At 44.1% G+C, this 21,978-nt stretch carries 15 protein-coding genes; 9 read left to right on the top strand and 6 right to left on the bottom strand.

Annotated elements, in window-relative coordinates:
* Positions 1-6: 6 nt before the first annotated feature.
* Together GTH32_RS15605 and GTH32_RS15600 are read right to left on the bottom strand one after the other, a co-directional pair.
* Positions 7-960, bottom strand: a complete 954-nt coding sequence (locus GTH32_RS15605; RefSeq protein WP_163087466.1) for an aldo/keto reductase — start codon at positions 958-960, stop codon at positions 7-9.
* Between the two features lie 486 nt (positions 961-1,446).
* Entirely contained in the window at positions 1,447-2,196 is a 750-nt protein-coding gene (locus tag GTH32_RS15600; RefSeq protein WP_163087464.1) for a GntR family transcriptional regulator, read from the bottom strand.
* Positions 2,197-2,295: 99 nt separating this feature from the next.
* Between GTH32_RS15600 and GTH32_RS15595 the strand changes: the two genes are divergently transcribed.
* The 3 genes from GTH32_RS15595 (at position 2,296) to GTH32_RS15585 (ending at position 6,969) form a co-directional block, all read left to right on the top strand.
* Positions 2,296-3,048, top strand: a complete 753-nt coding sequence (locus GTH32_RS15595) for a TSUP family transporter (RefSeq protein ID WP_163087462.1) — start codon at positions 2,296-2,298, stop codon at positions 3,046-3,048.
* Positions 3,049-3,158: 110 nt separating this feature from the next.
* Positions 3,159-5,225, top strand: coding sequence for a glycoside hydrolase family 31 protein (locus GTH32_RS15590; protein WP_163087460.1), 2,067 nt, complete (start codon positions 3,159-3,161; stop codon positions 5,223-5,225).
* A gap of 16 nt (positions 5,226-5,241) precedes the next feature.
* Entirely contained in the window at positions 5,242-6,969 is a 1,728-nt protein-coding gene (locus tag GTH32_RS15585) for a solute:sodium symporter family transporter (RefSeq protein WP_163087458.1), read from the top strand.
* Between the two features lie 636 nt (positions 6,970-7,605).
* Here the strand turns inward: GTH32_RS15585 and GTH32_RS15580 are convergent.
* Together GTH32_RS15580 and GTH32_RS15575 are read right to left on the bottom strand one after the other, a co-directional pair.
* Positions 7,606-8,934, bottom strand: a complete 1,329-nt coding sequence (locus GTH32_RS15580) for a putative glycoside hydrolase (protein ID WP_163087456.1) — start codon at positions 8,932-8,934, stop codon at positions 7,606-7,608.
* A 330-nt stretch (positions 8,935-9,264) separates the two neighbouring features.
* The gene (locus GTH32_RS15575) at positions 9,265-11,658 is read right to left on the bottom strand and encodes a TonB-dependent receptor (RefSeq protein WP_163087454.1); all 2,394 of its coding nucleotides are present in this window, start codon (positions 11,656-11,658) and stop codon (positions 9,265-9,267) included.
* A 1,014-nt stretch (positions 11,659-12,672) separates the two neighbouring features.
* On the opposite strand from GTH32_RS15575, the gene GTH32_RS15570 reads away from it, so the two are divergent.
* A complete protein-coding gene (locus tag GTH32_RS15570) occupies positions 12,673-13,701 on the top strand; it encodes a branched-chain amino acid aminotransferase (RefSeq protein ID WP_281360051.1) in 1,029 nt (342 codons plus the stop codon).
* A 68-nt stretch (positions 13,702-13,769) separates the two neighbouring features.
* Here the strand turns inward: GTH32_RS15570 and GTH32_RS19655 are convergent, their stop codons facing one another.
* Entirely contained in the window at positions 13,770-13,904 is a 135-nt protein-coding gene (locus GTH32_RS19655; RefSeq protein WP_281360050.1) for a hypothetical protein, read from the bottom strand.
* A 36-nt stretch (positions 13,905-13,940) separates the two neighbouring features.
* Here GTH32_RS19655 and GTH32_RS15565 point away from each other — a divergent pair, with 36 nt between their 5' ends.
* The 4 genes from GTH32_RS15565 to GTH32_RS15550 all read left to right on the top strand — a co-directional run bounded on the left by GTH32_RS15565 (position 13,941) and on the right by GTH32_RS15550 (position 19,151).
* The gene (locus tag GTH32_RS15565) at positions 13,941-14,957 is read left to right on the top strand and encodes an LLM class flavin-dependent oxidoreductase (RefSeq protein WP_163087450.1); all 1,017 of its coding nucleotides are present in this window, start codon (positions 13,941-13,943) and stop codon (positions 14,955-14,957) included.
* A 98-nt stretch (positions 14,958-15,055) separates the two neighbouring features.
* Positions 15,056-16,075, top strand: coding sequence for an ABC transporter substrate-binding protein (locus GTH32_RS15560; RefSeq protein ID WP_163087448.1), 1,020 nt, complete (start codon positions 15,056-15,058; stop codon positions 16,073-16,075).
* Between the two features lie 19 nt (positions 16,076-16,094).
* Positions 16,095-18,005 carry an ATP-binding protein gene (locus GTH32_RS15555; protein WP_163087446.1) on the top strand — a complete coding sequence of 637 codons (1,911 nt, stop codon included), beginning with the start codon at positions 16,095-16,097 and terminating at the stop codon, positions 18,003-18,005.
* A 75-nt stretch (positions 18,006-18,080) separates the two neighbouring features.
* Positions 18,081-19,151, top strand: coding sequence for a GGDEF domain-containing protein (locus GTH32_RS15550; protein ID WP_163087444.1), 1,071 nt, complete (start codon positions 18,081-18,083; stop codon positions 19,149-19,151).
* A gap of 30 nt (positions 19,152-19,181) precedes the next feature.
* Here the strand turns inward: GTH32_RS15550 and GTH32_RS15545 are convergent, their stop codons facing one another.
* A complete protein-coding gene (locus GTH32_RS15545; RefSeq protein ID WP_163087442.1) occupies positions 19,182-20,180 on the bottom strand; it encodes an NADP-dependent oxidoreductase in 999 nt (332 codons plus the stop codon).
* A 331-nt stretch (positions 20,181-20,511) separates the two neighbouring features.
* Between GTH32_RS15545 and GTH32_RS15540 the strand changes: the two genes are divergently transcribed.
* A complete protein-coding gene (locus GTH32_RS15540; protein ID WP_163087440.1) occupies positions 20,512-21,813 on the top strand; it encodes an OmpP1/FadL family transporter in 1,302 nt (433 codons plus the stop codon).
* Positions 21,814-21,978 lie beyond the last annotated feature (165 nt).

Raw genomic sequence — 21,978 nt, 5'->3', positions numbered from 1 at the left:
TTGCTCCTAGTCGTAAATAGGGTGGAATCGGTTGAAGGCTGCTTCACAAAAATGCCCAGGATCGTTAAATCGACGGTTCATATTAAGACCAGAAATGGCCTGCATTTCGCTATCGCTCAGCGTGAAGTCAAATAGTGCTAAATTCTCTTTCATACGCTCAACTTTCGAGGTTTTGGGGATAATGGCGTTGCCGCGCTGTATTCCCCAGCGTAATACTATTTGCGCCGGCGTTTTGCCATGGGCCTCAGCCGCCGCTTTCACTACACTTTGCTCTAATACAGATTCTGTTTTATCTGCCATTTCAAGCTCAAGATAGGATAGCGCGCCAAGGGGGGAAAACGCGGTTACTGCTAAACCATAGTCTTTCGCTAATCGAACAAGTCTCTCTTGTGTAAGGTAAGGGTGAGACTCTATTTGCAGCATGGTAGGTTTAATGCGCGCATAGCTCATAAGGTCGTTAAGTAGACCGGTATTGTAGTTACATACGCCTATCTGCTTCACTTTATCGCTCTCTACCAAAGCCTCCATGGCTTCCCACGTTTTATAAAGAGGTACCGGAGCAAGCTCTATCGTTGGCTCTGCCGCCTCTGGATCGTAAAACCATTCAGGTGGGTAACGTGTTTCAATAGGGACAAATTTTTGCGCGATAGGAAAGTGAATAAGGTAAAGATCGAGATATGAAAGCTGAAGATCGCTAAGCGACTTTTCCAGCGCCAAACTAACATGTTCAGGGGCGTGAAACGTATTCCAGAGCTTTGATGTTATCCATAATTCTTCTCGGGTACAAAGCCCGTCATCAATAGCCCGCTTAATCCCTACACCGACTTCTTTTTCATTACCATAGTCTGATGCACAATCTAAGTGACGATAGCCTGCTTTAATGGCTTCATAGGCTGTATCGGCGCAAATTGCTTTATCTACTTTCCAAAAGCCAAATCCCACCTCGGGTATATTTCTCATCGCTTTTTCACCTGTTCAGTCGAAAATTTAATCTAAAGGTCTTACTTCAATAGAGGGATTAGGTATAACCTCCAAATAAACACTTTAGTCTTGTATAAGACATAAGTTATTATACGAGAGTCTCGATGTCAACAAAGTGTTAACAAACTTGTGGTCAGACGAACAGGATTAAACTAGGCGCGCGTGTGTATTTAGGTTGCTTACACCTAAGAAAAATGGATGTTTTAATTTAAAACCAGTGGCTTAAGATATTGTTAGGTATGCTGGGGTAGCACATCTAGGAGGGTATTATGCATAAGGCCGAAGGCATAGAAAATTACAAAGGCGTAGCCTCGAAAATTACATTAGCTACTGCCTTTTGTGATTTGCATATAATCTTACCTAGCGGTGCAAACGGTCTTAGGTATTGGTGTTGTATGTTTTGCACGTTTAATAGCCCATGGATGCACCGTTACTACCATGGATTAAGGAGCAAATGAATTTTGATTAATCTAATTCTACCTGATAATGGTAGTGATCAGTGCGGCACTTGCTTTCACGGTATTCGATGAGTGTACCGTCAATGGATTCTGTGACGCGGGTAACAAGCAGCAAAGGGGTTCCATTTTCGATATTTAAGCTTTTAGCGTCGCTTTTTGAAGCAAGTACAGCCTTAATGCTGTCACGGGTTTTAAATACTGTTTGGCTATAATCGGTTTGGTAAAAGTGGTACAGGGTATGCGGGATATCTTCACGCTTTTCGATACCACTAAAAAACTTCGCTGGTAAGTAGACGGTTTCTAGCATGCAAAACTCATTATCGAGAATACGCCTGCGATTGAGTTTTACCACTTTATCTTTCGGGGAAAGAGACAGCGCCGTTTGTACCCCTTCACTGGGGTCTGTTAATACCTTATCGAGTAGTTCGGCTTTGGGTAAGTCAGCACCTTTTCCATCGGCTTGCAGGGGAAAGAAACGAAATAGTGCATCTTGTGCTGTGTGCTCAGAGACAAAAGTACCTACTCCTTGGCGACGACTAACGATTTTTGTGTCTGTTAACAAGGTTAGCGCTTTTCTTACTGTGCCTTGGCTTACGTTAAATTCGTCGGCCAGCTTAAATTCACTGGGCAGCATTTCGCCCGGCAACCACCGGCGTTCAACAATCAGTTGTTTAATGTACTCAGCAACTTGTTGGTAAAGGGGCTGGAAAGCAAGGCTTGGACCGCCGAGTTTGTGGTCGAATTGTGATGAAGACATGAAACCGTAACCTAATGCGTAATTTTTGTTTTTATATCATAGACAAGAGTTATAGCGCATTTTTGACATAAATCACATACATCTAAGGAATAACACTGGATGCTACTGGAAACACTTATCCCCATGTTTGCGCTACTTGCATTGGCCACAGTTTTGCAAACCCTAAGCGGGTTCGGCTTTGGCCTTATGGTGGTATCGAGTTTTACGCTATTTAACATTATGCCGCTTACCGCCACAACTTTCGTGGTGAGTTTTTTAAGCCTATTTAACTCGGTAAGTCTAGTACTTAAAAATACCGAACACGTAAGTAAGCGCGCCTTTACCTTATTACTTGTTAGCGGCATTCCTTTTATGGGTATTGGCTACGCCTTATTGGAGTATCTTTCTACCGGTATGACAACCCTGCTCAATTTAATACTTGGGGTGGCTATACTAAGTTGCTGTGGCCTTTTGTTAGTAAAACGCAAACATAGTCAGCCTTCGGGAAGCACTACCGGCTTTGCTATCGCAGGAGCGATGGGGGGCTTATTGGGGGGATTATTCTCTACGTTCGGTCCGCCGGTGGTGTTTCAATGTTATCGTCAGAATTGGCCTATCCATGAAATTCGCTTTACTTTATTGGCGGTGTTCAGTATTACCGCCTTACTAAGGCTAGCTATTGTGCCTTTAGGTACATTGCCTTCCCAGGAAATCTCTGTATCGACCTTATGTGCTGTGCCTGTTATTTTACTATTTACTCGCATTGGCAGGCTTATTGCCGCGCGGGTACCGGCATCATTCGTTCGGATACTTGCGCTAAGTATGCTTTCCCTAAGCGGTTTTACTCTGGTTATTAGGGCTATCACGTCTTAACTAGCTGCAATAGATGATCGAAATATTCATAATTTAGCTATTCGCGATTGACACCTGAGTTACATTTCATTAACTTATGTCTTATATAAGACATTAAAGGTGATGTATAAATGGGTAACGCGTTTAGTGTAATTGAACCAAATTGGAATGACATTGAGGCTGCAGAAATTACCAAGCAGCCGTTTCTTGCAAACGATACCACGCTTATTGTCCCTACCCAGTATGGCGAGCTTAGGCTTTCTATAAGCGCTTTTGGTATGCGTATTCAAGCAGGAGAAAGCAATGATGATGTTTTCGGCATGCTTTGTACGCCTTGTGAGAATGAAGTGCTATCGCTTAAAGGCGATAAAGCCCACAGTACGCTGGTAGGGGGCGACTACCGCCTAGAATTATACGCTTCTCCTTTGCATTTTAAATTATACAAAAATGACATCTTAGTGCAGCAGAGCGCTACCGATGGTCATTTTGTTCGCCAACATCGTCTTCCCCCTTTTGCAAAAACCGATAATGGGTGGCTAGTAAGTTTAGAGCTCGGCTACGATGAGGCTGTATATGGCCTAGGTGAAAAGTGGGGCAAGCTGGATAAACGAGGCCAGCTAGTACGCTCATATAACCATGACGCGCTAGGCGTGAATGCAGAAAAATCGTATAAAAATACACCGTATGCGTGGAGCCCCGAAGGGTGGAACCTTTTTGTGCATACTCCCGCCCCTGTCACCCATGGCGTTGGCTATGCGCTTTGGTCTCAGCGCGCCTATGTGTGCCTTGTTGAAGATGCGGCGCTTGATATGTTCATTTATCACCAAGACAGCCCAGCACAAAGTATTCACACCTATAGCCAGCTAACAGGGTTTGCTCCAACGCCTCCTACCTGGAGCCTTGGCGTCATACTGTCAAAGGCTTACTACAAAGATGCAGAAGAGCTTTTGGCGGTGGCAAGAGAAGTACGCGAAAAAAATATGCCCTGCGATGTCATTACATTAGATGGCCGGGCTTGGCAAGATACAGACACTCGTTTTGCATTTGAGTGGGACCCAACACGCTACGCCGACCCGCAACCGGTTATTGATGAACTGAAATCTTTAGGTTTTAAAATATGTGTATGGGAATACCCGATGATTTCGGTGAAAAACCCACTGTATCAAAAAGCGGCTGACAAAGGCTGGCTGATTAAAGATAAGCGCACAGGCGAAGCTTATCGCTACGAGTGGGATTTAAGTCCGTTTGGTGAAGTGCTTACGCCTTTGCCTGATTCTGGCATTTTAGACTTTACTCATCCTGAAGCCTACGAATTTTGGAAAACCTCGCACAAGCCGTTATTTGAACTTGGTGTAGATATGATCAAGGCTGACTTTGGCGAGCAGCTAGAAGACGACAATATGGTGTCGTACAGCGGTGACACGGGCAACCGCCTGCATAATGTTTATAGCATGCTGTACAACCGCTGTGTTTACGAAGCGGCTGAAAAGTACTGTAAAACGGGGCCATTTTTGTTTAGCCGTTCAGCGTGGACGGGCAGCCAACGCTATCCATCACAATGGGGCGGCGACCCACAGGCCGATTGGCATGGTTTAGCTGCCAGTATTCGCGGTAGTTTATCATGGGGTATGTCTGGTGGGCCTTTCTTTGCCACTGATATCGGTGGTTTTTATAAAGATACCCGTGATGCAGAGCTTTACGTTCGTTGGGCACAAGCGTCTGTATTTAGCGCACATATGCGCCTTCATGGTATCGGCCCTCGCGAACCCTGGTCGTACGGCGATGAAGCATCCCAAGCCGTGTTTGACGCGCTAAAGCTGCGTTACCGTCTTATTCCTTATTTAAAGCAAACGGCTGAAAAAGCATCGAAGACGGGCTTGCCCGTGCAGCGTGCCATGGCGCTCGCTTTCCCAGAACAGCCCGTATGCCATAGCTTTGAACAGCAATTTATGTGTGGCGACGACTTGCTCGTAGTGCCATGTGTGGTGCCTGGCGGAAAAATAAAATACTACCTTCCTGAAGGTGAATGGGTGCGCTTAGGCAGCGAAGAAACCGTCACCGGTGGCCAGTATAAAGAAGAAACGCTGGCCCTTGATGAAGTGGCTGTATTTATTCAAAAAGGTAAGCAGATTGTGATGGGCCCCGATGTCCAGCATACCGATATGAATATGACTAACACCCATTTTTGGCCGGCGTAAACCACAGGAGTAGTACATGGATATCACCCTAACTCTTTTGTCATGCATGGCTTTTATGGCAATAGTAGCCGTAATTTCTTACATGAAAACCAAAGGTGAAGTGAATACTCAAGATGGGTATTTCCTTGCTGGGCGAGGGCTTACCGGCACCTTTATTGCTGGGTCCATGATCCTGACAAATCTGTCTGCAGAGCAGCTTATTGGCCTAAATGGCTCTGCATTTGGCTATAACTTAAGCGCCATGGGGTGGGAGGTAACCGCAGGTATATCTACCATTATTATGGCGTTAATTTTTCTTCCCCGTTATTTGGCAGGGGCGTTTTCAACGCTCCCTGAGTTTTTACGCAACAGATTCGATGACAGCGTGCGTAGAATGACGGTGGTTCTATTCATGGTGGGTTACTCGCTAGTTACTATTCCCTCGGTGTTGTATTCAGGATCTATCGCTGTGCTTCGATTATTCGATGTACCGGGTCTGTTCAATATAAGCTATGAAGTTGCTTTGGTAGCTACTATTATCGTGGTAGGTACGGTGGGTGCATTGTATGCAATATTCGGAGGATTGAAGGCAGTTGCTGTTTCAGACACTATAAACGGTGTAGGGCTCCTCATCGTTGGGCTGTTGGTGCCAATTCTAGGGCTGATTGCGTTAGGGGACGGCAGTTTTAGTGAAGGCCTCTCAACCATTGCGACTAAAGAAACAGAGAAGCTTAACGCTATAGGCGCAAGTGATGACCCCGTGCCCTTTGGCACCCTATTTACCGGGATGATTCTCGCCAATCTCTTCTATTGGGGTACTAATCAGTATGTAATTCAACGTACTTTAGGGGCTAAGAACCTTGTAGAGGGACAAAAAGGCGTACTTTTTTCAGGTTACTTTAAAGTGCTAGTGCCCTTTATGATGATGCTACCTGGTGTCATTGCGTATCACCTATATCAAGATGAGAACTTACAAACTATCGACTTGGCCTATCCTCATTTGGTCAAAGACGTATTACCTCAATATTTGTCTGGTTTCTTTTTGGCGGTGTTATTAGGGGCGGTATTTAGTTCTTTCAATTCGCTGCTCAACAGTGCTGCCACCTTATTTTGTTTAGATGTTTATAAACCGTTGAAAAAAGACAAGGTAACTGACGAGAAGCTTATTCGAGTGGCTAAAATTACCAGTTTGGTCATCGCCGTGCTGTCATTTATTACCGCACCCTTACTTATGTACGCGCCAGAAGGGTTGTGGCAAATTATTCGTATCTTTACCGGCTTCTACAATATACCTGTTATCACCATAGTGCTGGTGGGGCTATTCACCAAACGTGTGCCAGCATTAGCCGCTAAAGTGGCGATAATTTTCCATGTGATTGCGTACGGATTACTAAAATTTGTGTGGGAAGTGGAAATAAACTTTATTCACATTTATGGCATCTTATTTGTCATTGAACTGGCCATAATGCTGATCATAGGGCGTATCTTCCCTATGCAGACGCCGTGGCACTTTGCCCCTAAAGCGGAAGTGAATATGACGCCTTGGCGTTACGCTATTCCCTGCGCCATAGTGTTGGTAGGCCTGATTGTCACCCTCTATCTCATGTTCTCTCCTGTGGGGTTTGTTGGCGGCATTAGCAATCTCTTTATTCCATCGCTTATCGCGTTATGGAGCACCTGTTTTGTCGCTATCGGCTTTAGTCTGAAGTGGTGGCGCTTTAAATACGAGCAAGGCCTAAAGCGTCTTGCTACGCCTGGCCTATAAGTATTCGCCCCGTTTCTACGGGGCGAATCTGTCTTTGCGAATGTGTCAGAAGCATTTAAGCTTCGGTTCGCTCTGCGAGTTTCAGAAAAAGCACGACAATACGAAACTTGTCACGTTAAGTGCGTGGTATCGGCATCATTTACTTTAGTCTTGCTGGTACTAAGATTGGAACCCGTTTTCGCTAGAATTCTGTGTTGCCTCTAACCTTTGAAAGGTATTTAACTTTCCTACGGGCTTGTTTTACTTGAATATTAACTTGGACTTCGCCCCATTGATAGCATAATCAGTTCATAAAATGCAGATAGAATACCCTTTGCGTCCGGTTATTAATGTCGTAATTTTTAGGATTAGCGAGTCAAATTTTAGAATCATCTAGGTTTAGTGGGGCTCTTTGCTATCGAATTTAAATATCGCTGGGCAATGACAAAAGCAGAGTGTTGGCGGAAAAATTTGCGACGCTGGGTGAAAGGTATTACTCAGCGGCTAGCGATAAATTTGGATCTTAGAGTAGTGGGATGAGAAGGAAGAAGAAAAGGCGAAACTCCAGAGTTGAAGTATCACCAATTTTTTTGATCCTTTACCTGGATGATATTGTAGGGCAAAGATCCAGGCGCTACATCAGCGCCTGATCGACTTTTATCTGACGTATTTATCAATGTAAGGTTTGATCTGCTCTGCCCAAATTGAGTAGCCAGTTGCGTTGGGGTGTAACAAGTCAGGCATAATCTCTTCGGATAATATGCCATCATCGGTCAAAAAGTGTTGGTTGATATCGGCAAACATTACGTTATGGGCTTCGGCCAGTTGTTTAAGCAGCTTATTGGTTTGCTGATTATTCTGGCGCATTTTATCATCATTGTTCGCACCCCGCGGGAAAATCGCCAGCATTAATACTTTGGTGTCGGGCAAGTGCTCAGTTAGTTCTTTAAGTATGAGATCTACTCCTGCGGCAATACTGGCGGGGTTATCCATCCGATGGCCAGTATTATTGGTCCCAATCATCATTATGGCTAGTTTGGGGGAAATGCCCTCGACTTCATCGTGTTGTAAACGCCACAATACGTTTTCAGTTCGGTCACCGCTAAAACCAATATTTAAAGTATCAATATCATCGAAATATTGTTGCCAAATTTCTTTTCCGGCTTTTTCCCAGTTGTGGGTAATAGAGTCACCGATCAGTAATAATTCCGCTTGGCCCAACTTGGCCTGAGCGAGCTTTTCGTAATGACGTGGCATCCACCAGTCAACAGACCAGAACTCGTCTAGAGTGGCAGGAGTAACTGCCAGTTTATCGGGCGCGATGCAATCGAAATTTGCTTCACCATTAAGTTTGAAGCTAACGTTAGCGACACTGACTTGGCCTTTGCCGAAGGCCTTCAGATTAAACGGATGTTGGACCTGGTTGAAGTTGGCTGATTGGCGGCTAAAACATTGCATTGGGATGGACAAATGTTGCCAACCTTTGCCTTCAGCATTAAGGGCCCATTGGCGTAAACCTACCCTTGAATAACAATCCTGACCACAGCTAATGGTTAAATCCAGTGCCGTTTTGGCAAAATCTTCAACGTGTATATCAAATTCAATGGTACCTTTGGGCATATATGGGGTTAAATCCAACGGCTTTCCCCCTTCCAAGTAAAGGTTATAAAAACGTGAGCCTTGAAAATGGTAAGTCATCGCGTCTTGTTGGCTGTCTTTATTGCTAGCAGTGAGCTTTACGGTGCCGTCATCTAGCTGTGTGGTCGGTGCACTAAAACGTTGTTGTTGTTGCTTATCATTATTGATAAAGACTTGCCAGCCTTCAAGTGGATAACGTTTGTACAACTGAATATCTTGTGATTGAACCGTAAGGCCTGCCGGTTGTTGAGTCGACGGTGTCTGTTGTTCGGTTGTACAACTGCTCAACAAAGCGGTGCTTAAAGCAGCGCTAACAAAATAATAAAAAGCGTGGTTATACTTCTTCATGCTGTATTCCTGATTCAGATGGATAATCGAAAACATTGTTTTGCTGTGCTGTTAATGATGACAACATTACTTTGCAGTTGAAAAGGGACCATGAGGCCGTTATCACTAGCAACGGCAGAGTATCGGTTCAAACTGTTATTGCGGATAGATAATAAACCTGTCTTGACCGAACGAATTCATTTTTAGTTTACCTGCTTAAGTATTGCCCTGCCTGATATTGGACAGTCTATTATTAAATGCATAGCCCTTGACTGAGAAAAACACTCGGTAGGATATACCGGGTGTTTTTCGTATTATGCGTCATGCTGAGTTGCTTCAGCATTGTTTAGCTTAAAACCGCGCTTTAAATTGTACTCCAAAATACCGGTCAGCATCGCGGGCGACCTGATATCTAAAGTTATCACCACTATAAGTACTGAAGTATTTCTCATCGGTCAGATTTTTAGCTATAAGAGATAGGCGATAGGTATCCTCATCAAATGAGAAAGCAACACTGGCATTGAGCAAGCCGTAGTCCGGCAGTAAAGAGGCTGGATTGAAGTTGCCCTGATTATCCGGCAAGTCTGAATACTGTTCATCGGTATAGGTGTAGTTGGCATTCCACAACACATCGAAGCTATCCATTTCCATTACATAGTCCGCACTGAGGCTGTACTTCAAGTCCGGCGAAAAGGGAACATCCAACCCAGAACGGGCGGTACAGTCTTCACCTTCTGGACAGAAAAAGTCTTCAATTTCAGCTTTTATCTTGGCAAACCCGCCGGTAAGAGTGAGGTTTTCGGTAACGCGCCAAGTAAAATCCACTTCCAGCCCTTGCGTAGAAACTGCCCCCGCATTGGTTAAACGGGTAATACAGGTGCCATCGCTACAGTCAAAGTTATTGGCTTGAAATCCGTCAATATCGGTTTGAAACAACGCTGCACTAACCATTAGGTCACCTTTGGCATATTTATAACCGAGCTCATATGCGTCCGATGTTTCAGGAGAAATTGGGCGTGTATCGTTTATAGACATGTTATAGAATACGTTGAAACCAGGGCCCTTGTAACCTTGTGAATAGGTCAGATAGGTCATGCTATTATCGGTTAAGTCATATTGAAGGCCGAGCTTACCAGATAAATCTGTTTCAGACGTGCTGCCTTCATAATCGGTATTCAGGCGAGCACCGCGCACACCTACACCAGTGCGGCCATAAAAGTCATTGCTATAACGATTATGCTTGAACGATACTTTATCGTCGGTATAACGTAACCCCATTAGAAAGCGGAGGTCGTCAGTTAAGTGATATTTTGCATCTCCAAAGACTGCCCAATTGTCAAAAACAGTACTAATAAATGCAGTGGTACTGACGATATCGTTAGCATTACAGGTCACGCCTTCGTCTGCAATAAACTCATCCACCTGTTGTTGAGTAGGATTATCTATGCCGACAACACTTTGCAAATGATATTCAATATCACTACTCAGTTGACGGTCGTTGTTCTGACAACTGGCTTGTCGAGTAAAGTCTGTTTCTGCTTCCTGACGCCAGAAAAAGGCCCCTGTTTGCCACTCAAATGCTTCACCCAGTGGAGAAGCTAAGCGTAGTTCTTGTGAAAATTGCGTCCAAGACCTGGTACCAATATCATGCAACATAAACTGCGCACCAAATACCGGCTCAGGTATTTCCCCTGCGGTAGAGGTAAAATCACCTTCACGTATTTCGGTGTTTTCCCATTCACGGTAGGCAGTAATTGACGTGAACTCATATTCACCAAATGCCCTGTTGACTTGAATTGACACTCCCGTAGTTTCATCAAAAGTATGTGATTCCAGATCATGGTCGATTAAGCGCTGATTTAAATCTAAGTCTGCGACACCGTCAACAATGCCGTCACTGTTTGGAGCGGCCTCTGAGTCGGTATTCCGACCACTAGGTAAAGCTTCGATATCTGCACAGCAATCGCTGTCACTTTTCATATGCTCAGCAATAAATAGCAAGTCAGTGTCTGCCCCAGCTTCAACCGTCAGCATGCCGCGTACGCCTTCTTTGCTGTAGCCATTGGTATTACGGTTATTATAAACGTTGTATATGTTGCCATCGTAGCCAGATTTCATCATCACGATGCTGCCGGCGGCATTATCTGCAATTTCCCCTTCAAATTTGCCTTTTAAACGGTATTCGTTGCCTTGAAAAAAGGTAGCTTCCACCATACCTGTTGTTTCGTAGCTGGGACGTTTAGTTGTAATATTCACTACACCTGCCGAAGCATTTTTGCCAAACAGAGTGCCTTGGGGACCACGCAATACTTCAATACTTTGCAAATCATATAAGTCGGCAAAAGCCTGCCCTGAACGACCCAGTACCACTCCATCGACTACAGTTGAAACACTCGGCTCGGCAGCAATACTAAAAGAGATGGTGCCAATACCTCGTAAGGTAATGGCGGAGTTGCTAGTAGTGCTGCCTTTCCTGAAACTCATTCCGGGAACCAACGTTTGCAAACTTTCTAGACTGGGCGAAAATGCCGATTCAATTTGTTCACTACGCAAAACAGAGACGGCTACTGGCACATCAGATATCCGTTCAACCCGCTTTTGCGCGGTAACGGTAATTTGTTCCAAACCTTCAACGGATGGATCTTCTGCTTGGGATTGCTCCTGAGCCATTACTGAAGTATGCATGCTCAAAGCGGCGAGCGCAGAGGTGATGGCAATAGATAATTTATGGGGTTTTGTGTGCATTAGCCTTTCTCCTGATTTACCTGTTGTTAACATCGTTGTTGTTATTGCAAGCAATCATGAAGCTACTTAATGCTCATAAACTTGCAGATTAATATTGTTTTTCATCCAAACCAATAACTTGCGTTTAGCGGCAGTTCAAAACCACATTGGATGCTAAATACCTTACATGTTAATAAGGTGTAAAACAATATATATCTTATATAAGAGTAAAATGTCAAAAAATATTGGTTTTTAATTGAAAGATATCGATAATAATTGGGGGTTACCGTACGGCAACCAAAGACGAAACATTGTTTATTCACGGCTGTAAAACAGCCACAAATATTCACGGTTCTACCAATTTATCCATAGGTAATTCAGAGCGATGCTCGCAATGCCATGTAGAATCAATTCTGGCGCACTAGGCAAGCGCCTTTCGAGCTGCTCTTCAATTCTCTTTGCTCGTATAGAACTGAGAAGAAAGCGGCTAGCAGTCCGTTAGCTATTGCCAAGCAAAGGATAGAGAAATTACTTCAACTTAACCCTGCTCAAAAGTTGGTGAAAAAAAGGCAGGTAAACCGTTTGACTTACCATTGTTATGTTGATGCCAATTACCTCTATGTATCGTCACAATGTCGGTATGAAAACCAATTAATTGCCTGTCTGGTGAGGTTGTTATTTGTACTTCCTCTTTGACGCTGAGAATGGAGTATTGGGATGTTAAAAGGTGGAATACTGTTCCAGCTTGGTACGTTTAATGTAAAGTTTAATAAAATACTCTGCTAGATATCACTAGAGGTAATACGTTCTCTTTAATTTGCATATCTTATACAAGACATGTAATGACTATATAAGGAGAGAAGAGTATGAAAAACTTCTAGCAGCAAGTAGCATTTAATCAAACCGATGACTATCAGCATATAGAAATGGCTGTGATTAAATCATGCCTAGCAAGAACTTGGCGAAATAACGCGATAACATCGGACATTCTTTTAGCAATACGCACTTTTTTTGGTAAACTCTGTCGTGTATTTTTTGAGTAGACGTAAACAGGAAAAACCAATGGCCGCATTCGGTACCGTATTCATGCCACAAATGGCGCTTACCCGTTTTGAAAATGATAAGTGGTCTGAGACTGAGATAGTCAGTGCAGATAGCATACAAATGCATCCAGGCGCGCACGTCTTGCATTATTCGAGCACCTGCTTTGAAGGGTTGAAGGCATTTAGGCACGAAGATGGAAGTATTAATATCTTCCGTATGGATCGAAACATAGAGCGCTTTGCCCAAAGCAGCCGTTTGTTGAACCTTCCCGATATCGATAAAGCACAAGTTGAAAAAATGATTGTCGATATTGTTACCCAATACAGCTCAGAAGTACCAAAGCCTCCTGGTTCTATGTACATACGTCCAACCCATATCGGTACCGAAGCGTCTATCGGTAAGGCCGCAGCACCTTCGGCAACCTCCATACTGTATGTTTTGCTCTCACCTGTGGGCGACTATTTCGCCGGTGGGTTAAAGCCGTTGCGCTTGTTACTTGATGAAACAGGCATGCGCTGTGCCCCCCATATGGGCATGGTGAAAAGTGGTGGAAACTATGCCAGCGCACTTCCCCCTATTTTAAAGGCGAGAGCGGAAGTTCAAGCCGATCAAATTTTGTTCTGTCCAAATGGTGATGTGCAGGAAACAGGGGCCGCAAACTTTTTACTCGTAGATGGTAATGAGATTATCACCAAGGGATTAGATTCAAGTTTCCTGCACGGGGTTACTCGCGCTACTATCTTACAGTTGGCAAAAGATCATGGTATGACTGTTAGCGAACGCAATATTACCGTTGATGAGTTACTAGAACGGGCAGCCAAGCCGGGAACGGAAGCGGCATTGTCGGGTACGGCTGCGGTATTAACACCGGTAGGTACCTTTATTCACAACGGCAAAGAGCATCAAGTAGGTAATGGCGAGGCCGGCCCGGTAACGATGAAATTACGCCAAGCACTTAACGACATACAATGGGGTAAGGCTGAAGATAAGCATGAGTGGTTGGTTAAAATAAAGCCTTAAACGCAAGCCCTAAAATAGTATGGTTGTCGACGTAAGCAGTTAGCTAATCTGCGCTGCTTGCGTCGGTATCAACTATTTTTTTCTTTTCTTCTCTTTTCACTACTTCGTGCTTTTGCTTTTTTCGGTGTACGCCCCGCCATTGCTTTGAATAGCCTTGTTCCTGCCTCTACAAGCATGAGATATTCATTTTTTGCTTTTAGCATTATTCTTTTACGTTTAAAGATTCACGCGAGGTTTTTATGAAGATACCGTTTTCAGTTCTTGATTTAGCGCCTATTTCTGAAGGCGAAAGCATTGCGCGTGCTTTAGACAATTCTAAGCAATTAGCGATACAGGCTGAGCAGTGTGGTTACAGGCGTGTCTGGCTCGCAGAGCACCACGGTATGAAAGGGGTAGCGAGTTCTGCCACTGCTGTAGTGCTAACCCATATTGCCAACGCCACCACCCACATACGCGTGGGTTCAGGGGGCATAATGTTACCAAATCATGCACCTTTAGTTATTGCAGAACAGTTTGGCACGTTAGCCACCTTGTTTCCTCAACGTATAGATTTAGGTTTAGGCCGAGCCCCCGGCACGGATATGGCAACGGCAAAAGCCTTGCGACGCAACCTTAATAATGATGTTGATAACTATCCAGACGATATTTTAACCCTACAACATTATTTAGGCACGCCTGAGCAAAGGCAATCTATCGTAGCCGTGCCCGGCGCTAATACCCATGTTCCTTTATGGCTGCTAGGTTCTAGTTTGTACAGTGCCCAATTGGCCGCACGCTTAGGGTTGCCTTATTCATTTGCTTCTCACTTTGCCCCCGACGCCCTTTTTGATGCAATACACGTTTATCGTTCTATGTTTTCAGCGTCTGCGCAGTGTGAAAAGCCTTACACTATGGTGGGTGTTATGGCCGTAGTTGCAGATACCGAAGAGCAAGCCAAATACTTATTTACCTCAGTTCAGCAGCAATTTATTGCCATGCGAAGGGGTGGGAACCAACCTTTTGCCAAGCCGGTTGATGATATAAACGCTATTTGTTCGCCAACGGATAAAGCGATGTTAGACAATATATTGCGCTACGCTGTTGTGGGAACGAAAGAGACAGTTGCGCAGAAATTAGCACAATTTATCGAGACTACTGAAGCAGATGAACTTATTGTATCTACTCCTATCCACGATATTAAGGCGCGTTTAAAAAGTATTAAGCTGCTAAGTGAAATAGATCTTATGGCCAACAAAGATAGTTATACGGTGGAGTAGTTACATTTATTAGGCTATGCAATCTGTGTAGATTATCACTAATATACAGATCTGATCTGTATTATACTTTTAGCGGGTTTTCCTTTAGGCGTACTTAAATGAAGCGTTTGCTTTCTTTCGTGTTTTTACTTACTAGCTGTTTAAGCGTTACTGCTTCTGTATTGGCGAAAGAGGTACGCGTGGCTATTATCCAAACAGCGTCTTTGCCTATTGTGGCAAACTCCACAGCGGCGTTTAAAAACGAGTTGGTAAAGATTATGCCAAATGCCGATATCATCTTTGATATCTATGACGCCCAGGGATCGCAAGCACAAGCTGCACAGATGATTGAGCAAATTAGTCGTAAGGAAATCTTGCCCGATCTTATCGTGTCAGTGGCTACATTGGCCACTCGCGCACTTTATTCAGCTGAGATTGCAAGCGATATACCAAAGCTCTTTATGACAGTGGCTGACCCTATAAAAGAAGGCATAGTCGAGGAATTTAACACGGTTAGTCGCACTAACATTACCGGCGAATCTCATGTACTCGATGTTAATATAAAACTGGATATATTAGACGGGCTTTTAACCCCTAGTACCCAAGCGCGGCCCTTCACTATAGCCTTATTACATACTGATTACCCTTCTTCTGCTAGTTCTGTGGCAAGCCTTCTTAAGCTCGATGAAAACTACGGCAGCATCAATTTTGTGCCAGTAGCGACCAAATATGTTGAAGGTGAGGCTGGGGCGGTTGCGATGACTGAAGGGATACTTCAAGCGTTTAAGCGGACCGATACCCAGTTTGATGGTTATTGGCTATCGTCAGGCCCGTTACAAGAGTCGGCAATACTTATAGATAGCGTAAGGCAAAATATGAACCTTATGCCTTTATTTGCAGAAAACCTTGCGTCAGTAAAAAAGGGCGCATTGTTGGGGGTGCTGACAGATGAATCTTCTATAGGAAAGTCTGCAGCAACCCGGGCACGAGAAATACTAATGGGGCGCGCAGCCAATACCATCCCTGTTTCTAGAACAGACCAGTATACAGTAGCAGTGAATGTTTCAACGGCAATTAAAATTAATGTGCCTATTCCGTCTTCTTACTTGAAGTTAGCTAAAAATAACGTCTACCACTAAGGTTTGCTCTAACGATATTATGCGTATTAAATCTAAACTTCTCGCTATTTATATTCCTATTCTGCTTATAGGCATGGCCCTTACTGGCTACTGGGCATATTTAAGTGCTTATGAGTCTGTGCGCGAGAAAGAATACCAATTGCTAACGCAAACCCTGTCACTCTCGTTTTTCGATTTAGTAGATGAGCGACATCAACTGCTGCTTCAATCTGGATTAGAAAACGTACCAGTATTTCGAGATGCCTATCAAAAAGAAGTGTTTGATGAGCTAGATGCGCTAAGCGAAACTACAGGCAAAGCCTTTACTATCAGTGACTACAGTAGCGGCGAAAAGATTTATAGCACCTTAACCTCTTGGAGCCCTGTTGATTTAGACACCGCCAACCACACCTCTATTAATGGTAAAGACGTGGCATTTGGGGAAACCATTCTTAATGATGATGAGGCGCTATTTGCGTGTGGCGTTTTTGTTCCATGGAATTGGAAGCTGACGGTGAGCCAGCCTGCCACAGAGCTTGAAGCATCATTGTCGAAAATTGCGTTGTTTACGGTGGCGACCACTTTATTCGCAGTCGCGTTAGTGAGTGTGCTGATGGGAACGGTAACTCAGCTTTTTGTTATTGCGCCAATTAATAAAATAAAAAGTGCTACCAGCAAAATTGCCAGTAACCATAGCAAAGTGGACATAGCGGTAAGCGGTAAAAACGAATTGAGTGAATTGGCCCGTGATGTAGAATTTATGTCCGGTGAAATCGTTGAATACGTCTCAAAGGCTCAGGCAGCTAATAAAGCCAAAACAGATTTTTTGGCAGTAATGAGCCATGAAATGCGTACGCCACTTAACGGTATTCAGGGGCTCGCTTCTTTATTATTAGCCACTGAACTTACTGAAAAACAACAAAAATACGCAACTGATTTAAAAGCGTCGGCGTCAATTTTGGCGAATGTTATTAATGACGTTCTCGATTTATCTAAAATTGAGTCTGGTATGACGGAGATAGATCTTACCGAATTTGACTTAGACTCTATGTTGCGCGATCTCGTCACCTTGCTTGGCACGAACGCCAGTGTTAATAACACCCGTCTTGAATATAAAAGCCGAAATCTCGCGTCTGTGTTAGTAATTAGCGATATTACTAAAATACGCCAAATAGTGATTAATCTTATTAGTAATGCGATTAAATTTACTCACCAGGGCACTGTCGTCATCAACGCAAAGCTAAAGCACGTTAGTACGATGGAAACGCAAGATAACCATTTGGTTATTATGGTGAAAGATACCGGCATTGGTATTGAAGCCGACCGGTTAGAAAGTATTTTTGATAAGTTTACCCAGTCGGATTCTTCTATTTCGCGCCGCTATGGGGGCACAGGGCTAGGGCTTGCTATCGCAAGAGAACTCGCTCAATTATTAGATGGTGATATCAGGGTTACCAGTAAAGTAGGTGAGGGATCTTGCTTTACAGTAACTGCCAAAGTGAAGTCTCGGGTATCACCAGAAGTATCAACTAATGTGAACCACGATGAAATTTCTACAGTACCTAAGCTCAAGCAAGGTATGAATGTGCTACTCGCGGAAGATAATGCGATAAATGCGGTGGTTGCAAAAGCACTGCTTGAACAGCTTGGTTGTGTTGTTACTCACGTGGATAACGGTTTGAAAGCCGCAGCAAGAGTGGAAGACGGTGACATAGATCTTGTGTTTATGGATATTCACATGCCGGTTATGGATGGGGTAGAGGCAACACAACGCATTCGTAAGTTAGAAAGCCCGTGTAAAGACGTTCCCATTATTGGCTTAACAGCCGAAGCATTTAAAGACCGACATGAAGCCTTTATGCAAGCAGGTATGCAAGATGTAGTGACAAAGCCCGTTACTATTGAGGCGCTAGAAAGCAGTATGGTTGCGCTCCAAGGGCGGCCAAACTAACCCTGCTTACTGTCGAGAATTGCCTATACTTAGGTTATGGGGCGGCTGGTTCCCGTTGTTTTTAGGAATGGTTGAATGAATACACTTGCTCCAAAAAAGGAGATAGTGCGCCTTCGATTAGCATTAATTGTTGGGGCTTTATTACTTTGTTGCTTTGTATGGGCCGACATTGTTCTACTGCCAACTAAGCTCCATGCGCTTTATCTCTATAATCGCTTCACCTATCAACTCCCTATTATTGTAGCGATTATCGCGTTTTCTTTTACGCGCTATTTTTATGCCAATAGGTTCTTAATCCTCACGCTGCTAATGGTGCTTCTTACCTACACAAACTATTGGCTTATTTATCAATTGTGGGAGCGAAGTGAATTCATATTCCCTTATGAAGGCACTATTTTATATGCGTTTTATTGTGTTTTTGCGTTAGGAATAAATTACCGGCTAGCCATATTGGCTTCCACTGTGAATGCATTTGGCTTTGTTGGCTTAATGGTTATTGCCCCAGTATATGGCGAGCGCGTTTTTATCAGCGCAGCCTTTGTTACGGGCTCGTTATTTATATGCGCCTACGCTAAATACCGCCTCGATTACGCCATTTCTTTGCTTGCTTCGACAAACAAAAAGCTTGCTACTCTAAGTAGGGTGGACCCCCTCACAAACCTACTTAACCGGCGCGCGCTAATGCAAAGTGGCGAAAAACTGTTGTCGCTTGCGCACCGGGAATCTTTGCATATTGCAGTGATAATGTTAGATCTGGATGATTTTAAGCAATATAACGATAGCTTTGGTCACCAACAGGGTGATGATGCCATTGTCGCACAAGCGGATATTATGCGTGAGGTGTTTCAACGTGAAACGGATATTCTAGGGCGTTATGGTGGCGAAGAGTTTATGATTGTAGTAAGCGGGTTAGATAGCGAAAGTGTAGGCCACCGGTGCAAACAAATTAAGCAAAGTTGGCAATCGCGAGAAATGAAACACGCAAATGGGGCCACGCACGATTGGGTGACTTGCTCAATTGGAGCTGTTGTTTTGTCACCTGCCAAGCAGTTAAGCCTAGATGAACTCGTTACCAAAGCAGACGGCGCGCTCTACAAAGCGAAGCATGCAGGTAAAAATACCTTTGAGGTAGTTACGCTATCCTAGTTTGAAGCGATAGCGTAACTAACAATGCGATTAGAGTTTAACCAGCATCTTGCCTTTATTTTGCCCTTCGAACAGCATGTTCAATCCTTTCTGAGCATTACTTAAGCCCTCAATGGTATGGGCTCGATAGTTAATTTTTCCTTGCTTAACATAGGGGGTTAGTTTTTCCAATAGTTGAGGAACTTCTCCCCAGTGATCCGGCATGGCGAAACCACGCATAGTAATGCGTTTTTTAATTAACGGGATCCAGTTAGGGCCTGGGGCGGGGCTATCCGATTGATAATCGGCAATCATTCCACATACAACAATACGTCCGTGGGTATTCATACGGTTAAAAATATGATGCTGAATAGGACCGCCGGTATTTTCAAAAAATACGTCAATTTTATCTGGGGTCAATTCGGTTAGTTTAGCCTCTAAGTCATCCGTTTTATAATTGATTGCGCCGTCAAAGCCTAATTCGTTTACTATCCAATCTGCTTTTTCGTCACTCCCCACTACGCCAATAACCCGTAAACCGTCTGCTTTAGCAAGTTGGCCTACGATAGAACCTACCGAGCCAGCAGCGCCAGTTACCACTAGTGTTTCGCCTTCTTTGGGTTTACCAAAATTATATAAACCTGTGGTTGCAGTTAAGCCAGGAAGTGCAAACACACATAGCGCCATTTCTTCGGTTACACCGTCTTGCAGTTTATTAAAACCAGAGCCATCGCTTACAAGGTATTCTGTCCACCCTGTCATACCCATAACTTTATCGCCAACCGCAAAATCAGAATGATTGGAGGCAACCACTTCTCCTACACCACTGGAACGCATAACTTCGCCTAATTCAACAGGCGGAATGTAGCTTTCTCTATCCTCACTCATCCAACCTAGCATGGCGGGATCTAAAGACATGTAGGTTTGTTTAATAAGAATTTCGCCGTCACCAGGCTCTGGAATAGTGCGTTCTTTTGTTTCGAAAAGATGCGGGCCAATTTTTCCATCTTCTGGTCGATTGACGAGTAAGATTTCTTTGTAGCTAGACATATCCGAGTCTCCTTTGGGTAAATGAACTCCTGCAACTAATAAGGTTGTGGGGATGAGGAGGTGACTTTGCAAGCGTATCTGCACAGGTGAGCGGGTTTCCCCCCTTTCGCTCACAAAGGGGTTCTTCGTTCTTATTGCCAACAAACGAATTTTACATCTATGTAATATCCTGATAACGCTTGATTATCAAGTTGATGGAAAATGCCGCGAAATTGTCGCTAAAATTGTAAATAATGCGATAAATGTAGGTAAATATCGTTAACTTGCATTGAACATATGCGTTCGCATCCGTAAAATGCGCAGCTGCCTTTTTCTAGTAAATGAGTATTTTATGAAGCAATATTTTTCTTTGCGTGTCGCTGTAGGTGTGGCATTAGCCACCGTTTCTTCTTCTTCTGCGTTGGCGGCAGGCTTCCAAGTTAACGAACACAGTGCCAATGGTTTAGGACGTGCGATGGCTGGTCAAGCAGCAATGCCAGAAAACGCGAGTGTGCTTGCTACTAATCCCGCAGCCATCGGTGTTTTCACTACGTCTCAGTTCAGTGGCTCTGTAAGCTCAATCTTCCCAAGCGTTGATGTAACAGGTCAAATAACCTCAACCATGCCTACGGAAGCCGGCGATGTTGTTATTGCTTCAGAAGACGCTTCTGAAGATGATATTGCAGATATCGCTATCATTCCTTCATTTTTCTACGTTACGCCGCTAAATGAAAAATGGTCTGTAGGTGTTGGCGCGTTTTCAACCTATGGTCTTCGTTCAGACTACGGTGACGATTTTGAAGCATTACACTTTGCAGATACTGCTGAAGTTGAATCCTTTACGATAAACCCAGCTGTTTCCTATAAAGTTAACGATACCCTACGGGTAGGCTTTGGGCTTAACATTACCTATGCGGATGCAGAAATTAGCTCTGCGCTTCCTAATTCTTTGACAACCGTACTTGGCGTACCTACCGCTAATGCATCGGTATTTAAATTAGAAGGTGATGATATTGGCTATGGTTGGAATGCCGGTGTTTTCTACCAGCCTACTAGTTCAACAAATATCGCCTTATCTTATCGCGCTGAAACCAAGTTAGAACTAGACGGCGAAGTAAGCTCTGCCCTGTCTGCCGAGCTAAACCAGCCTGGTAGCCTTGACCTAAATCTTGCTTCTATTACCGAACTTGCAATTAGCCAAGAGCTAGACGAGCAGTGGTCGGTTCAGGCAAGCCTTGTATTCACCGACTGGAGTACGTTCCAAAAGTTAGAAGCTAACTTAGCCAGCGGTGACGACTTCCTTATCAAGGAAGAGAACTTCGATGACTCATTAAGAGGCTCAATTGGGGTAACGTACGTGCTAAACGATGAATACACCTTACGCGCCGGTTATGCCTATGACGATGGCGTCGTTACTGTTGAAAATCGTTCACTAAGTATTCCTGATACTGACCGTCATTGGATTACAGGCGGTGTAACCTACTCTATGACAGAAGCCACAACTATCGATTTAGCTTATGCCTATATCAATGGTCGTGAAGCCAGTATCAATAAAACCCGCTCGCTTGGTAGCACAGGTATTTCCTCTACGATGGTAGGCAGCCAGTCGGCCACTGCCCACGTATTAAGCGTGCAAGTAAATACACGTTTTTAATCTTTGTTCAGAGCGTCAAAAAGCAGCCAATGGCTGCTTTTTTTGTTTGCCCAGCGAAGCTGGCAAACCCGTCAGGTTGGAAGAAACCTGAATCACCCTGACTGAGGGGAAGATAATCCGAATGGCAAGGGCGTTGTTGGCTAACGGCAGGGTCTGAAGGAAGCC

Source organism: Alteromonas profundi (assembly GCF_010500865.1).
In the GTDB taxonomy this organism is placed as follows: domain Bacteria; phylum Pseudomonadota; class Gammaproteobacteria; order Enterobacterales; family Alteromonadaceae; genus Alteromonas; species Alteromonas profundi.
Note: the sequence above shows the minus strand (reverse complement) of the source record. Positions and strands in the feature narration are given on the sequence as shown.